Annotated in this window: 14 protein-coding genes; 3 read left to right on the top strand and 11 right to left on the bottom strand. The window is 47.3% G+C overall.

Annotated elements, in window-relative coordinates:
• Positions 1 to 129: 129 nt before the first annotated feature.
• The 4 genes from QNJ26_01830 to nadE form a co-directional block, all read right to left on the bottom strand.
• Positions 130 to 600 (bottom strand): hypothetical protein, encoded by a 471-nt coding sequence (locus tag QNJ26_01830; GenBank protein MDJ0984254.1) that lies wholly within the window; start codon positions 598 to 600, stop codon positions 130 to 132.
• Between the two features lie 309 nt (positions 601 to 909).
• Positions 910 to 1275, bottom strand: a complete 366-nt coding sequence (locus QNJ26_01825) for a hypothetical protein (GenBank protein MDJ0984253.1) — start codon at positions 1273 to 1275, stop codon at positions 910 to 912.
• Positions 1276 to 1624: 349 nt separating this feature from the next.
• Entirely contained in the window at positions 1625 to 2107 is a 483-nt protein-coding gene (locus tag QNJ26_01820; GenBank protein MDJ0984252.1) for an L-2-amino-thiazoline-4-carboxylic acid hydrolase, read from the bottom strand.
• Positions 2108 to 2175: 68 nt separating this feature from the next.
• The gene (gene nadE, locus QNJ26_01815; GenBank protein ID MDJ0984251.1) at positions 2176 to 3084 is read right to left on the bottom strand and encodes an NAD(+) synthase; all 909 of its coding nucleotides are present in this window, start codon (positions 3082 to 3084) and stop codon (positions 2176 to 2178) included.
• 187 nt (positions 3085 to 3271) lie between these two features.
• On the opposite strand from nadE, the gene bamE reads away from it, so the two are divergent.
• A complete protein-coding gene (gene bamE, locus QNJ26_01810) occupies positions 3272 to 3691 on the top strand; it encodes an outer membrane protein assembly factor BamE (protein ID MDJ0984250.1) in 420 nt (139 codons plus the stop codon).
• Between the two features lie 39 nt (positions 3692 to 3730).
• Here the strand turns inward: bamE and QNJ26_01805 are convergent, their stop codons facing one another.
• The 6 genes from QNJ26_01805 to QNJ26_01780 form a co-directional block, all read right to left on the bottom strand.
• Positions 3731 to 5089: a sigma-54 dependent transcriptional regulator gene (locus QNJ26_01805; protein ID MDJ0984249.1), complete on the bottom strand. Its 1359-nt coding sequence runs from the start codon at positions 5087 to 5089 to the stop codon at positions 3731 to 3733.
• Positions 5067 to 5660 carry a hypothetical protein gene (locus QNJ26_01800; protein ID MDJ0984248.1) on the bottom strand — a complete coding sequence of 198 codons (594 nt, stop codon included), beginning with the start codon at positions 5658 to 5660 and terminating at the stop codon, positions 5067 to 5069. The genes QNJ26_01805 and QNJ26_01800 overlap by 23 nt, the downstream gene beginning before the upstream one ends.
• Positions 5600 to 7081 (bottom strand): HAMP domain-containing sensor histidine kinase, encoded by a 1482-nt coding sequence (locus tag QNJ26_01795; GenBank protein MDJ0984247.1) that lies wholly within the window; start codon positions 7079 to 7081, stop codon positions 5600 to 5602. Before QNJ26_01795 ends, QNJ26_01800 begins: the two co-directional genes overlap by 61 nt.
• 397 nt (positions 7082 to 7478) lie before the next feature.
• Positions 7479 to 7775, bottom strand: coding sequence for a hypothetical protein (locus QNJ26_01790; protein MDJ0984246.1), 297 nt, complete (start codon positions 7773 to 7775; stop codon positions 7479 to 7481).
• Positions 7776 to 8234: 459 nt separating this feature from the next.
• Positions 8235 to 8540, bottom strand: a complete 306-nt coding sequence (locus tag QNJ26_01785; GenBank protein MDJ0984245.1) for a hypothetical protein — start codon at positions 8538 to 8540, stop codon at positions 8235 to 8237.
• Positions 8541 to 8973: 433 nt separating this feature from the next.
• Positions 8974 to 9255, bottom strand: coding sequence for a helix-turn-helix domain-containing protein (locus QNJ26_01780; protein ID MDJ0984244.1), 282 nt, complete (start codon positions 9253 to 9255; stop codon positions 8974 to 8976).
• Positions 9256 to 10335: 1080 nt separating this feature from the next.
• On the opposite strand from QNJ26_01780, the gene QNJ26_01775 reads away from it, so the two are divergent.
• Entirely contained in the window at positions 10336 to 10917 is a 582-nt protein-coding gene (locus tag QNJ26_01775; protein MDJ0984243.1) for a hypothetical protein, read from the top strand.
• A 945-nt stretch (positions 10918 to 11862) separates the two neighbouring features.
• Here QNJ26_01775 and QNJ26_01770 read toward each other — a convergent pair.
• Positions 11863 to 14223 (bottom strand): SLC13 family permease, encoded by a 2361-nt coding sequence (locus QNJ26_01770; protein MDJ0984242.1) that lies wholly within the window; start codon positions 14221 to 14223, stop codon positions 11863 to 11865.
• A gap of 612 nt (positions 14224 to 14835) precedes the next feature.
• Between QNJ26_01770 and QNJ26_01765 the strand changes: the two genes are divergently transcribed.
• Positions 14836 to 15174: a hypothetical protein gene (locus QNJ26_01765; protein ID MDJ0984241.1), complete on the top strand. Its 339-nt coding sequence runs from the start codon at positions 14836 to 14838 to the stop codon at positions 15172 to 15174.
• Positions 15175 to 15248: the final 74 nt, after the last annotated feature.

Below are 15248 nucleotides of genomic sequence, written 5' to 3'. Positions count from 1 at the left end.
AAGGCTTCGCCGGGACACGCGTGTCGGGGTCTAATTTTAAACCGGAGGTCCGAATGAGGCGGATCGAGGATTTAAAATTAGGCACTAAGAAAGATATTGAGCCAAAAGGCGTTTTTGAGATGGCTTCTATTAAGGTCCTTCACTTCTCTGCGGCGAGTAATAAATACGCATCGTACTGGGGTCGAGGATTCTTAAGGCGACCAGGTCATTTTTATCATGGATCAGATAGCCGAAAAGCTGTTCATCGGGTCCGATAACTTCGAGAAAACCCGATCTTGAACCCAGCCAGACACTGAAAAAATCATCCTTTTCCTGGGTGTTTTTTCGCAAGATGTCTATCCATCTTTTTTCTTCACCATCACCCACCCGGTACCACCTTCCGCTGACTTTAAGCGTGTTATTGTCGTCCTTGGGGTCAAATAAAACGGCATGTTCCGGGATGTAATATATGGTGTACTGGGACCAGTTGTCCACCAACTGCTGCTGGATCTGCTGTTGCTCTGTGGCCCGCAGGCTATTGAAGCGCGGTCCGGAATCGGTGACACAGGATACAGCACACAAACACAGCAGAACCATCAGGCCCATATATTTTAGCGGCATCTTTCGACTCCTTTATACCCAAGCGGAATTTTGTCCTACTTTTCTAATAAGCATGAGATGCTGTCAATACATATTACTTTAATTTCGCATTCATTTTCATGCAAGATTAAGCTACTGGCAGGACTTTGCATGAAAATGAACGCGATAAAATGATTTTTAGCTATTATATTCAGCTATTGGCAAAATCACGACTCAGATTAGCAATGTTACAACAAGCAAAAGCATCAATCCTATAAATCAAAGGATTAACACCATATGAGAATGGTATGTGGGGTATGCAGTTGCGCCAAACAGGAATGTTTAAAGGGATCAGGTAATCGGTCCGGCAACTTTTTTCAATTCAACACCGTCGACTATCATTAACCAATCATCACCATCCAGGTAAGGGGGCTTGTGCACTTCAAAAGTTGTGGTGAAAAAGAGGACACCGATGATGAAGTCATCGCCATCAAAGTCTTTAAGGGGGCCGGAGATCTTGGTTGATCGGTTCCCGTCGACGCGCCGGTAATCAACACCACCGTTGTCATTTATGGTCAAATGAAAGCCGACGCCTTCCCAGGTTCCGATATAAGACTTTTTTTCTTCGGGTACCGGCATCGAATTACAGCCGATGATAAAACCGGTTAGGCCTAAAATGACCAACATCCAGACGATACGGATACGAACCTTACACATCTAAGCCCCCCCAAGGCTTGGCAATCATTAATTGATTGGTTATCCGAATACTGAACTGATTAAGGGGTATATTGGACTTTGCGGCCTCATTTTTAAGGCTTACAGATCACAATCCCCTCACTACTGTTATTGGCCATTTTGCAATTAACTTTAGTTTTTTTTCTCGGATCAATAATTTTGTATGGTTATGCAGAAAGCTCAAGTTAGGCACCCAAAACCACGAAGGGCACAAAGGACACAAAAGGATAAAAGTAAACTAAAGTGTTTTCCCTTTGTGATCTTCGTGTTCTTCGTAGTGTAAGCCATATCAGATGTATCCTACCGGAGTTTCCCAGATAACCGCATAATTTTATTTACCCGGCTTTATTTTTAGCAGGCAGCATCCTTGCTGGCCCGGTTTCCAGGTTTTGATTGTAAAACCAAAGCCGGCGCCTTCAAAGGTGCCTTTGTCAACAGCAGCTGCAATATCGCACATGCGCTCGATGTCACTTTCTTTAAGTCCGGCTTCCTGCCAGGCCTCTTTCAGGGGACAACGGCGCATCTGGATCTCCAACCCACTTTGATCACATTTTTGCACTTCAGGATCAAACATCTTGCCGCCATCCGGGATAACATCAAAAAAAGCATCCTTTAAGCCGTTGAGGTCAGCCGGCGCAAATCTTTCAAACGGGCTGCCGATTTCCAGGCCGCGATGGTAAATGCCTTGTTTCATGATCTTGGTCGCCTTCTGTTCCCCGAGTTCTTTTAGCAATACTTGATAAATATGCCAGTACATCATGGCACGGTTTTTAAATGATCCATACAATTGTTTGCGCAAGGCTTCTGCAGGCATGTTTCCCCCTTTTTATTCTTTGTGTTCTTGGTGGCGTAAAAAATAATTTTGGAGAGAGCTAAAATTGATCAGTCGTAGAATAACGAGATTTTTGGCGTTGGCGGATGGATGATTTTCATTTTGTCTTTCGCCCGCTGATGTCGGTGGAGCACATCTTCGACTACGGCCTTAACCGAGTTAAACTTTTTGCTGCCGAAAACCGATTGATACTGTTTGATTTGCCGTTCAATCAGGGGGACGATTTGCGTATGTTTGACGAGGGCATCTTTTGAAAAACCCTGTTGGAGACCCTCGGTAATCAGTTCAACCACGTCATAGTCATATCCCAGGTCTTTAAAATCACTTTGACCTGGCTCTAAACCGGCAGTTGGTTCTCGTTCCACAATCTGCTTATCCAAACCCAGAAAAGTGGCCATTTCACGTACAAGCCGCTTGGGTAGACCGGCAATAGGGCTAAGGTGCACCGCCCCATCACCAAAAAGGGTATAATAACCGATACCAAAGTCTTCATCCCGATTGCCGGTGCCCGCTAAAGTTTTATTTTCGGTAGCCGCCTTGGTCGATAAAACATTGGCCCGGATTCTGGAAATCATATTGCCTATGTGGAATCTATGTTCAAATGCTTCCGGATTGGTTGATTGAAAAGATTTTACCAGGTCTTCGATGCTGTGAATTTCATGACGCAACTTTAGGTGATTGGCCACAGATACGGCGTCAGCTTCGTCCTGGGTTGCATTGACGCTGGAGGGCAAGATATAGCCCACTAACTCGAGCGCCGGTTGGCTTTTTGAATGCTTGACATTATGGCGGTCAAAGGCGGTTTTGATCAGGGCTGCCGCTGTACTGGAATCGACCCCACCCGATAATCCGATCACACACCCAGTAGAGGCGGCTTGCGACACCACTTCGATGACAAAATCACCAATCTCTTTGCTAACCTGTTGACAATCAATTTCCGCCAGTTTTATGGGCTTCATTGTTTAATCTCCTGCCGCCTTTTTTGTCTCTGGTATGGCTGCAAAAGTCAATAGGATTCATGCCTCTGGTCGAAACCGTCTATGGCGCCGGGGTTGTCATTCCTCATTCTGAAATTATCTTTTGTCATAACCTCATGACGTTCCAAAGTTTCGTTTTCTTTACCGGTCATGGGAAAGGAGGAAAAACATGAAAATACATTATATGACCGCATCAATCGCCTGTCTATTCATGCTGGCAATGGTGTTGCCGGGTTATGCCGGCTCAACTCGCGGTAATAGAGATGTCTGTGATCCAAAGATTATCGGTCAGATCCAGCAGGGCAAGTCATCCAAAGAGGATGTCAAGCAGCTCATTGGTGATCCCGATAAAGTTGAGGAAGCCCTCAATCAAGGTGAGCTTTGGAAATATTCTTATGAAGTCACATCGCCCAGCGGACGCGGCAGCGGAAATGCCTTCAAGTCATCCAGCAGAGATACGATGGGTGGCGGACGGGTTGAGATGGACAAAAAAAATTGTAATCTTCATGTCTATTTTGAAAAAAACGGTATTGTTCGAAAGGTACGCGAAAGTAAGGTATCCGGTAGCAGCGGTGGTTTTATGAATTAAAAGTGCCAAGCAAGTTACAATAATTTTATATCGGCAATGTTATGGCGATTTGCGATAATCGGCTGCTTTGATACCGTATTTTTTCAACAATTGATACAGATCTGCTCTGTATTTTCCGGCCAATTTGGCGGCCTGACTCACATTGCCGCCTGTCAGTTCAATCAACTGGGTCAGATAATTTTTCTCGAAATTCTCTTTGGCATTTTTGAAGGACGGCGGGCCGCTTTCGGCGACGTTGTGGTCCGGTAGAATTGACGTTTCCGAGATGATATTCTCAGTGGCCAGCGCAACCGCACATTCAATGGTATTTTCCAACTCGCGCACATTACCCGGCCATTCGTGAAACATCAGTTTTTGCAGGGCCGAGGGTGTAAATCCGGCAATATCTTTTTTTGCCTCACGGGAGTATTTATTTAAAAAATAATTGGCCAGCAGGGGAATGTCATCTTTGCGTCGGCGCAGCGGCGGCAGCTGTATGACGATAACATGGATGCGGTAAAACAGATCTTCGCGAAATGTGCCTTTCTTAACCTCTGCGTCAAGGTTCTTATTGGAGCTGGCAATAAAGCGGGTGTTCACCTTAACGGTCTTTGAGGCGCCGACCGGATAAAACTCTTTTTCCTGCAGGACCCGTAAAAATTTGGCTTGCATCGTAAGCACCATTTCTGAAATTTCATCCAAAAAAAAAGACCCCTTGTTGGCCTGTAAAAACAGGCCAGGTTTGTTTTGCGCGGCATCCGTAAAAGCGCCTTTCTGGTAGCCAAAAAGCTCACTTTCCAGGAGGGTTTCGGGTATGGCGGCACAATTAATCGCCACAAAAGGTCCGTCTCTGCGTGAGCTGGCCAGATGCAGCGTTCGGGCAATCAGCTCTTTTCCGGTCCCGCTCTCCCCTTCAATGGTCACATTGGCATCCGACTCTGCTGCATGGGCAACCTGATCAAGGACCGTTTGCATCGATTTACTTTTGGTAATGATGTTTTCAAAACCGTAGCGTTCTTTGACGATTTTTTTTAGATTTTTTACTTCTTTGGTCAGACGGCTGCGTTCAAGGCAATTGCGGGTTTGCAGCAAAAGTTCCTCATGATCAAACGGTTTTGTTAAATAGCTGTAGGCCCCTTTTTTCATGGCTGCCACGGCGCTTTTAATCGTGCCGTAAGCGGTCAGGATAATAACCGGCATTTCCGGGGTGATATGGTGTAAATCCTGCATCAGCTGAATGCCGTCTTTACCATTGAGCTTCAGGTCGAGCAGGGCGGCATCAAACCGATTTTCGGCTGCCAGTTCGATGGCCTTTTGGGCATCAAAGGCGGTGGTTACCCGATATCCCTGGGCCTCCAGTCGCATACGAATCACCTTAAGGATACTGGGATCATCGTCAACTACCAGAATTTTTTCCATCTTCTTTTGCCTCGAAATCTTCTGTCTGGGGTATGGTGTCGCGTTTCTTTTCTTCTATCTTGATGTCAATGCGTTTTAATTTTTCCAATTGATCCTGGAGCCGAAGTATTTTCTGGTGTTGCATTTTTATTTTTTTCTCCAGCGGTGAATGACGCTGCGTTAATGCGTGAATTTGAGCCTCTTGCGCTCTAAGGTCGTGCAGTAAAGTCAGCCACAGCTCGGCCTCCGGGCGCAGAGAACTGGCAGGATAATGGTCGATGATGTCTTGAAAGGCTGCCATTGCTTTTTGGACATCGCGATCCGGATTATGCGGGTGCGCATAGATCTGACCGATTTGAAAAAGCGATTGCGCTGCCAGGCTTGTAGGAAACTGCGTCTGTACGTGCCGGCTTATGTCAAGCGCTCCAGAGTAGTCCCCGCTGACCAACCGCTGTCGGGCCTCGAGCAATTGCTGTTTTCCCTGCGACGGTGGCGGCCAATGCAGACAACCCGTGACCATCAAAACCCATATCAGGAGACCGGCAGTGTAAAGAAAAAGCGGCTGCCCTGTCCGGGTTGGCTTTGCACCCATATCTTTCCTCCATGACCGGCGATGATGTGTTTGACGATTGATAGTCCCAATCCCGTCCCCAGGGGGGTATTGCGACCGCCATCGATTCGTTGAAATCGATCAAATATTTTTCCCAGGTTTTTCCGTGGAATACCGCATCCTTTGTCTGCCACGCAGACCTCGATCCAATGCCGACCTTTGATTTTCAAACACGCTTCAATGACAACTTTTCCGCCGGCAGCTGTAAATTTTAAAGCATTGCCGATCAGGTTTTCCATGACCTGGGCGATGCGCTCTTCATCCATTTTAACCACCGGCAAATTGCGCGATGGCTTTAATTCAAGGTCAATTTTTTTACGCTGGGCAATGGGCGCCAGTTTTAAAACAGTTTGTTGAATGATTGGAAATACTGCTTGCGGCCTTAAGCGATAGTCCATCATTTTGGCTTCCATACGGGACAGATCCAGAATGCGGTTTACCGATTCAATTAAGCGATCACATTCTTTTTGGCTAATGGTCAACAGCTCCTTTTCTTTAGCGGGGACCTCGGCATAGGTTTTGTCCATTAGCATGCGGCTGGCTTCTTTTATGGCGGTCAAAGGTGTGCGTAGCGTATGGGAAACATGGCTGATAAAATCTTTTTTCATTTCATCCAGCTCTCTGAGACGCTCGCACATTAGGTTAAAATCGTCAGCCAGTTTTTTAATTTCAGGCGGTGAAGAAAAATGACGCATTTCTTCAAATTTACCTTTGGCAATTTCTCTTGTCATCATCTGCAAGCGCTTGATCGAACGATTGATGCTGCGCGTATTGTAAAAAGAAATGAGTACGCCCAATAAAACGGCTATAGCGGCTGTAATTGCTGTTACCTGCAGAACCCGGGAGCTAATTTGGCTGGCGTCGTTTACTTTTTTATCGCGCTGCAAGCGGCTGATGTGAATCATTTTTTTGAGTCGCTGATTGATGCGATCAACCAGGTTATCTTTCCGTTGCTGATATTTAGCGCGCAGATAATCCGGGTTGTCCTTCATCTCTTTAACCTCGGTTCTAAACAGCAGCAGAAAATGGCCATAGTCGGTCTCTATCTGGTCCAGCAGATGTTTGCTCTCCGCGGTGTCCGGTAATGCAGAGAGCTTGCGGATGTCTTCAATCAGATGGAGTTGTATTTCCCAGAATTTTTTTAAAAAATCAGCATCATTGGAAATCAGGTATTTTTTCTCAAAACTGACCTGGGAAAACAGCTTGTCCAAAATATGTTCTGCAAGTGTCAGGCGGTTGACATGAACCGTTGCGATCTCACGGCTAAGACCATTTAGCTGGTTGAGTGTTAAGGTCACATATACACCCAAAAATATCACCAGCAGCAAAATGGCTGCATAACCAAAGGTCAATCGTTTAAAGATGGTTAGTTTCATGGTTTTGGTTTGACGATTAAGCCCCACAATAAGTTCTTACCGAAAACGCTTTAATGATGAAAGCCGGACAAGTCATTTTCTGATAGGCGATATGAATATTAATGTGCCTGTGCCCCGATATTTGTGATTCCACAACCGCAATCATCAGCGAAGATATTTGGGTGCCTGTCATCCCAAATATCGTGGCATGGTTTCACTCATGCGTTAGTTTTCCGCATATCGCCATTCAGAAAAGAACTTGTCCGTTTGGCAATACTGTTTGGCTATATTCTTGAGAATTCTTTTTAGTTTGGGCGCGAACAAGCGGGTAAAAGGTTGGATCCGTGAAGAGGGGGAACACTGTCAGCCAGATTACAGGCTGAAAACTTAGGGATAAAAGGGGCAGCAGGTGCCCCTTTTATCCTTTTCAAAGAAAGCATTAGCACTAGCCTTCTTTGTTGATGGATGTAATATTTTTGTTTTTATCGTATTGGATCATGACCTGGTCACCTTTTTGCAGCGTTTTCAGGTCCTCTATTTGCGGTCCGGCATTGAGCATGATGGTTTTGCCATCCGGATTCATCACTTCAAGCATACCGGTATTGGGGTCTACTGAAACCACCTCGCCTTTAATGGCCCCAGCGGGTCCGGCGGCTTGAGCAACGCTAATAGCTGCAAAACAAACGGCAAACAGGGTGATGATCAACATTGAAATGGGCTTATGTCTTGTTAATTGATGCATAGGTCTTCTCCTTTTTGGTGATAAGTGAATCATTCTGATTCACTATGATTTTCTGTTGAACAGGGTTATACCCGTAATAGGTCACCTCCTTTCCATGCGGGTCCATTTAGTGCGGTGTGACAGCCCATTTCAATTTTCGGCACCGAATGACCAACAGGTGAATATGGCTTTCGATGCTGAACAACGATATCAACGGATCCCTCCGATACCGCCAATTGAAAGAGCAAGGGCTGTGCCAGGCAGGGTATTTCTAATTATCTGCCTGAAATAATTATAATTTTATATTTTTTGCTATCACAGAAAAGCTGTGATTTGTATAGTATTTGTGACAGTTTGGGGGTCATCAGACGCCAAAATATTATGATATATTGAAATAACAGTGACTTAAATTGTGTATCCATTTGTTGCTGGCTTGTATGCATTTGTATTAAAAGATACAGGCGCATGATTGCCATGAGGCTAACTTCGCTTTGAAATCCAACGAATGGTATAATCCGGACTGAATTCAACGATGATCTGATCACCCGTGCGCAAGGCCAACCGATCGATGCCGGGTCCGGTGTTTAATGTTAAAATTTGACCGGGGTGTTCATTGGCTCCCACTGTAACCAATTCTATGTTTTTATTAATGATCGTGCCTTCTAATATTCGGCCGGTTTGAATTCCTTTCTCAAAAGGGATCACGGCCACACCCACCACCGAAATTATAAAGATGACGATTAGCCAGCGTGCTACCAGGATTAGAGACATGCTTTTTTGCAACACAATGGTCACCTCCTTTGCGTTTATTTTCTGTAACAGCAAGGTCGATGCCAAAGTGGCAAAATGATGCATAACCAATTGTTATTATGATTTTTTATAAAAACAGGGTGGATTCTGGATACGTTGAAATGTATGGTTTTCCCTGCACCACCGGTGTTATGGTGGGAGCTTCAACTGGCTTAACCAAAAGTAAACACATGGTTTTTTAGCTAGCGTTGATTTCATACACAGGGTAAACTTTTTTATCCAGCGCTTCAATTAGGGCTGAATGATGGATCAAATGGGTTTGGCACAAACGCGCTGGGATTTGATTTCACTGTTGCACGATGTTGTGCTTGATGCTGAAAACGAGCAGAGATGTTATCAGTGGCAGGAAAAAACAGTTAGATGCGAGCTGAAAGATGCATGAATCTTATGACGCCAGGGCTTAAAAGCGTCAGTCTCCGCGTAAAAATCGGTCCAGTTCGGTTTTAAGGGTACGCCAGCCGCGGCCGACTTTAATGGCCCTGATACGGCCTTCAGCGATATACTTAAGGTAGGTAGGGCGTGATATTTTCAGGTACTCACAGGCTTCTTTGGTGGTATACACATTTTCTTCGCTGGTATCATCAAAACCATTGGCAAAGCTTGCGTTACGTCTATCAAACCCGCTGCGTCTGTCGCTTTTTTTGCGCCGATCTTCACCGCTTCTGCGTTGTACGATATGATCGTTGATCATAAATACCACCTAATTTTATATTTTTGTGGAAAACTTCTCTTGGCTTTTGGCCTACTCTAGTATCGGTAAATGTCTTGTTTTTCTTTATGGTTATTTTCTAAAATAGCCAAACGAACCCCCTGACGTTAAGCTTTAAATGATAAAGCCGCCTGTGTGAGGTACTTTTTTGAAAATTGTCAAAGATGTGTAAAATGCTCTAAAATAGAGTCAAAACTAAGCCGTATTTTTCGGCGTGTATGTGTTTGAAAAAAAATTCCTCCTTACACAGCCAGTCATGTTTTTTTACGGCTCGCCAGTTTGATTTTCGTTTTCATCTTAAACTGCCTGTATGGTTTTGTATTCGAAACCTATAATTAGCCGTTCACTAAATCACACGCTTTATTTGTCTACTGACCGCGGTTTCAACCCAACCCCACAATAAAACCACTGATATTTTTGTATTAATTTATATCTGCCTTTTTGTGGAATGCTTTTTGCTCTACATGTACGGCAACATGCCCCTTGCGGTCCTTATAGGACGGGCGTTCAGGGACATCTCCCGATCTGCGTCCGGTCCAAGATCTCGTATGATCTGCATGGATCGTTTGCCCCCTTAAAACCGAGACCGTTTCGGCAACACCAACGGTCATTCACGCTGCATGCGGTGCCAATTCTGTCCCAGAAAATTGCAGTTGCATACGGATTGCCGCGCAGCAAGAACCCATTACCGATTAGCAGCCGTTTTTAGTGACCCGTGCTTTTAAAGCGCTTCGTGTTCAAAGACACTGGCGTTGAGGAAGAACTTTTCAAAAATTGACTTCTGCAACATGAAATGGAGGTCTTTAAAATGAATTTCGCAAAGCAAATGGATTTAGTAACTGTTCAAATTGTCACGGCGCCAACCCGGTTGCTGTTCGCTAAAATCATGCTCTTGATGCTCCTTAGCATCCTGGTTGTCGGGGGGCTGGCTAACAATGGTTGGGCTGTACCCGGCGGGCCGTGTATCGAAGAACAGATTAAGAATGAGACCTTCAACGGCAGGGGCCTTCCCAAAGAAGCCTTTACCATCATCTTAAACGACCTGGCTACTGGCACCGGACTGTGGAGAGCTCTTTCAAGGTCAATACCGGCGGCAACACGGGCTGGATCTCGGGCGAGCGCACCGGGTACCGGGCGGCCTACATGTTCTTGGTGGACCAGAACACGGCCGAGGTGCTGGCGTGCGTGTTCTTCGTGCGCGTCTCAGGTGCCGGTTACGTGCAGGTCAACGACAAGTACATGGCCGAAGGCCAGAACACCGGCATCCACTTTGACGGCTCCTGTGATTACGTGTCGCAGGCCGGATCGCCGTTTGCTGCTGAAGAATACAAGGCGGACAACGGGCCCGACGAGCGCCCCATCATCCTGTTCGAGTACCAGGGTGAGATCGTCGAGGACCGCAGCTACACCAACACCACCGGCGAAGCCATCGAACAGGGGCTGCTGCGCTTCCGCGACGGTGGATTTATTGCTGAACCCTTTATGACTGAAGACGGTTTCGGCAACTTATCGCCGGTGTATCAGCGTCAGACGGTGGTCGCCGGCTATGACGCCAAGCGTGACGGTAATTTTCTGCCGGCGGTAGTGGTGTACTATGATGTGCTCAGCCCGAAGGTTCGGATCCTACAGGCGGATCCGCGGTAACCGGCAAATAATTGCCATTGCCGGCAAACGGTCTTTGTATAACCGATTGCCAGCCAACAGCAATGACAAATACCCAGGATAAACAACAGGAGGCATTCTTACGGATGCCTCCTGTTTATTTATTACAGGTTTTAGCAATTTTACAGTTTTTCAGGATTCTATCTGTCAAATGCTGTCAAATGCTGTCAAATGCTGTAAATATTTGATTATATATAATTATTTTCTTGAAACCCCTGCGATCTTTTGCTACGGTGACATCTATCATGCTGCATGGCTGTCCTAAGCCACGAGCGCTTATCATCGCATATTCTGATAAGGAGCTTAAAATCACCCGTCAGCATGAAGCCTACAAGGGGGATAAACTATTCCGGACAGAGGAAGGTTTTAAAGAAGCCGACGCCTAAAACACAAGTTCTTTGCCAATTCTGCTTTGTCTCTGGTTTGGGTTAGGTTATCCCCCTTCATCCCTTCTAATGTTTGCTCCCACTATACAATTCTGCCGGGCATAACCATAAAGTCTAAATGATCAGGCTGTCGGTCAATGAATTGATGGTTCGATCGGATGATAAAGCCGATATTCGAATCGATTGTCATGTTGTTGTTTTGCCGATCATCAGATTTGCGGCTAGAAATCATTCGCCGTTTTGATGGATTTGCTGTTCGTTATAGATGAATATCGGGCCCGACCTGTAAACACCAACGAACTTGCCGGCCCGGGATCTTAGCGATTTTTGTGTAGTCAATTAATATCAATTCAAGGGTTGGGCGCTGTCTAGCGGCAAATCGGGGGACCTATCGGTGCGAACCATTGGTTATCCGATAGTTGGCGTTTGCCGCCAGTATACCCGCCACGGTGAGTAAGCCGCAGCGCGTTTGTTAAAAAGGGGGAAACATACAAAGGGGCGTTAGCTGCGGTGTACGCGCTGCAATTTTCCTAATGCGCTATCATCCGGTCAGCGGCCAGAAAAACGGCAAAACAAAAACAATGATCAGTAAAACGACCAGGGTCAGCAGACCGCCGACTTTGATATAATCCAAAAAACGATAGCCCCCCGGCCCCATCACCAGGATGTTGGCCGGGTGCGATATGGGGGTCATAAAACTGGCCGAAGCGGCCATGGCCACCCCCATGAGCAGGGCATGCGGCGACAGGCCCAATGTGGCGGCGGTATTTAAAACGATGGGCGCCATTAAAACCACCAGGGCGGCCGTGGGCACAAAACAGGTGGCTGCAAAGGTGAGGCTCACCAGGCCGAACATCACCGCCGTGGGCCCGAAAGGACCCACCAGTGCGACTACCCCTTCGGCGATCATCCGGGCAGCGCCGGTCTGATCCAGGGCCGTGCCCAGCGGCAGCATACCGGCGATCAGAAAAACAGCCTTCCATTCAATCTGCCGATAGGCTTCTTCCATGGTCAGACAACCGCACATAACCATCACAGCAGCCCCGACCACGGCAGCAATGTAAATGGGCACCCAGCCCATAATCACCGGAAACAGCACCGCGGCCATGATCAAAATCGAGATGTTCATCTTTTCCTGACGCACTTCCCGTTGCGCCATTTCCGTCAGGACCACAAAATCCGGCTCGCGGCCCAGCAGCTGGAGTTTATTGCGCGGGCCCAGCAGTAGGATGGCATCTCCGAAGCGCAGGTCCATATCCCGCAAATCCGACCGAAAAGCCTTTCCACCACGCCATATGGCCAGTACATTTAAACCGTATTTTTCGCGGAAGTTTAGCTGGCGCAGGGTTTTGCCCACCAGCGTCGTCTGGGGGGATAGGATGACCTCAACCACGCCCACATTGTCTGTTACCAATGACTGGATATCCGGACGGGTGCGTCTTTCAATTTGTAGCTTTTCAAGGTCACCCAACTCTTTAAAATCCCGCAGACGCCCTTCGACCGCCAGCCGATCACCAGCCTGCAGGATTTCGTGAGGCTCGGGCATCACGATGGGATCATTGCCCCGCATGATACCCAAAACTCGGCTGCCGAGCGCATCTCCCAAACGGCTCTGTTTAAGTGTTTTTCCGGCCAGCGGTGAATCCGGCGGCACCCGCATGACCATCAGGCGCTCATGCAGGTGAAAGACATCGATCAGTTCCTGCCGGGGGACAAAACGAAATTGATCGAAACCGGATTTTTTCCCGAGCTGCTCCAGGCGCTCCTGTTGCCCTGCCACCAGCAGTCGATCATTCGGCAGCAGAGGTTCATCCGACAGATGGGTGCGTTTGGTGCTGCCGTTACGGTGTATGGCCAGCACATTGGCGCCGAATTGATCGCGAAAACCCAAAACATTTAGGGTCTTGCCGATGTACTGGGAAGCGGGCGGCAGGTGCACTTCACCGATTTTGATCTCATCTGAATAGGGCTCGGTAACATCGATTTTTTTATCTTCCACAATTAACTGCTGCCAGTTTTTCATGTCATCTAAATTTTCAATACGGCCTTCAACGGTCAACAGGTCATCGGCCTGTAAAACATCAGTGGGGCCGGGGGCCAAAACAGTGCGCTCCTTGCGGGTAATACCAATCACATTCCAGCCCAAAACAGATCCCATACGGCTGTCAGCCAGGGTCTTGTTGATCAGATTTGAGTCCGCTGGAATTCGTACTTTAAACAATTGCTCTCCTGAATCGTCATCGGACCCCCAGTCCACCGTATTGGTGCGGGATGATTCCTTGGCCACATCGCGTTGCGGCAGAAGGTAACGGCCGATAAAGGTCATTACCGCAATGCCGCCAAACATAATCACCAGGCCGATAGGCGTAAAATCAAAGAATGAGTAAGGCTCAAGCCCTGCATCCTGCAGGGCATTGGTGACCAGGATGTTGGGGGGCGTGCCGATCTGGGTGGTGAGACCGCCGAGCAGCGAACCATATGCCAGGGGCATCAACAACCGGGAGGGCGCGCTGCCGGTGTGGCGGGCGATATCCATGACCACCGGCAGCATCAGGGCGGCCACCGCCACATTGTTCATAATGGCCGACATCACACCGGCGGTGATCATGATGACGATAACCATAATTGTTTGACTGTTGCCCGCCAGGCGCAGCACAAATCGACCGATGACATTGGCAACGCCGGTTCGGGTTAAACCGCCGCTTAGAATGAAAACCGCCCACACGGTAACAACCGCCGGGTTGCTAAATCCGGCCAGCGCTTCAACCGGGCTAACCAGACCGGTTAAGGCCACAGCCCCCAGCGCCAGCAGGGCGGTGACCTCCATCGGGAGCCATTCGCTGATCAAAAATACGATCGCTACGGCCAGGATCGACAATACCAGCACAATTTCCGGCGTCACGAGCCAAATCCTTCCTTAGAGTGAAATGCCATCGGGTGCCGTCAGCACCCTTCCATCAGATTGAATCTATTGGGAATCTTAAGCATCAAAGTCGCCTCAGGCAAGCTATTTCGATAATACACCTTAACTCAAAAATACAATGAAACGGAGGTTTTGAGTCTTTTAGCATTATATTTCGCCAAAAACCTGACGATGCGCAGCAGCCTTAGGGTTCGGAATTTGACGGATTTTCACATTATATGGCAATGCAGCGAGCTAGGCCATTGGCGATGTCAAACGAAACGATTCGGGAGATCGGGCGCGCTGGATATCCGCCCACTGCTGGCGGTTTGCATGGCTAAGCCACTTAGCGCGTTCTCACTCTCAGCAAGATAAATGCTATCCAGACCCTTTTGGCCGATTGAATCACTTCTGATGCGGCGGGCGGTTGAAATGGCATATGATTTGCATTTTTAAATTCGTGCTTATCATATACCTCTGGCATTTTGGCAGAATCCAGTTCTTTGCAGCATAGTCCGGCTGCCGAAAGATGGAATCTGTATAAATGTCTAAAAATTACACCAGATAGTGCTGATATATATGTCGGAGAACAATGTTTTGGGAGATAGTGTGATGTTTGCAGATATTATAAACGGCGTTGGCAATGTGTGTTTTGGACTTCTGGCAGGTATGGGACTGGTGGCCCTGTATAAGTTAAATGCCCGACAGATCAAGAAACATCAGAATTCAATGGAGTATTATTTGTATAAAATCTCGCGCGTGACAGGACACAGCGAATACGATGTTTTCTGCAAATCTGCCGAAGACTGGCCGGTGGCCAGCGTGCCCAAGGCGAAAATAGAAGCCGATTTCAAGGATTATTTAGACCGTTCGGTGATTCCGCCTTACGTGAACCATTTTGTCAGGGAAAACAAACACCATATCGACAAGCTGCATATGCCTCGCTTTTAAGCAGCGTATTTATGGCCTCATTTGGCAATTGAGACAGGTCACCTGTACCCAGTTATTCTCGTGGACCGTTGTCA

The sequence above is a fragment of the Desulfobacterales bacterium genome (assembly GCA_030066985.1).
Taxonomy (GTDB): Bacteria; Desulfobacterota; Desulfobacteria; order Desulfobacterales; family JAHEIW01; genus JAHEIW01.
The sequence above is the reverse complement of the archived record's forward strand: the minus strand, read 5'-3'. Positions and strand labels throughout refer to the sequence as shown.

Bases quoted from the DNA above. Each gene is read 5' to 3' on its own strand.
- QNJ26_01820 (MDJ0984252.1), bottom strand. From the start codon at position 2,107: ATGCCTGCAGAAGCCTTGCGCAAACAATTGTATGGATCATTTAAAAAC.
- QNJ26_01780 (MDJ0984244.1), bottom strand. From the start codon at position 9,255: ATGATCAACGATCATATCGTACAACGCAGAAGCGGTGAAGATCGGCGC.
- QNJ26_01765 (MDJ0984241.1), top strand. From the start codon at position 14,836: ATGTTTGCAGATATTATAAACGGCGTTGGCAATGTGTGTTTTGGACTT.
- QNJ26_01800 (MDJ0984248.1), bottom strand. From the start codon at position 5,660: ATGGGTGCAAAGCCAACCCGGACAGGGCAGCCGCTTTTTCTTTACACT.
- QNJ26_01825 (MDJ0984253.1), bottom strand. From the start codon at position 1,275: ATGTGTAAGGTTCGTATCCGTATCGTCTGGATGTTGGTCATTTTAGGC.
- QNJ26_01830 (MDJ0984254.1), bottom strand. From the start codon at position 600: ATGCCGCTAAAATATATGGGCCTGATGGTTCTGCTGTGTTTGTGTGCT.
- bamE (MDJ0984250.1), top strand. From the start codon at position 3,272: ATGAAAATACATTATATGACCGCATCAATCGCCTGTCTATTCATGCTG.
- QNJ26_01790 (MDJ0984246.1), bottom strand. From the start codon at position 7,775: ATGCATCAATTAACAAGACATAAGCCCATTTCAATGTTGATCATCACC.
- nadE (MDJ0984251.1), bottom strand. From the start codon at position 3,084: ATGAAGCCCATAAAACTGGCGGAAATTGATTGTCAACAGGTTAGCAAA.
- QNJ26_01805 (MDJ0984249.1), bottom strand. From the start codon at position 5,089: ATGGAAAAAATTCTGGTAGTTGACGATGATCCCAGTATCCTTAAGGTG.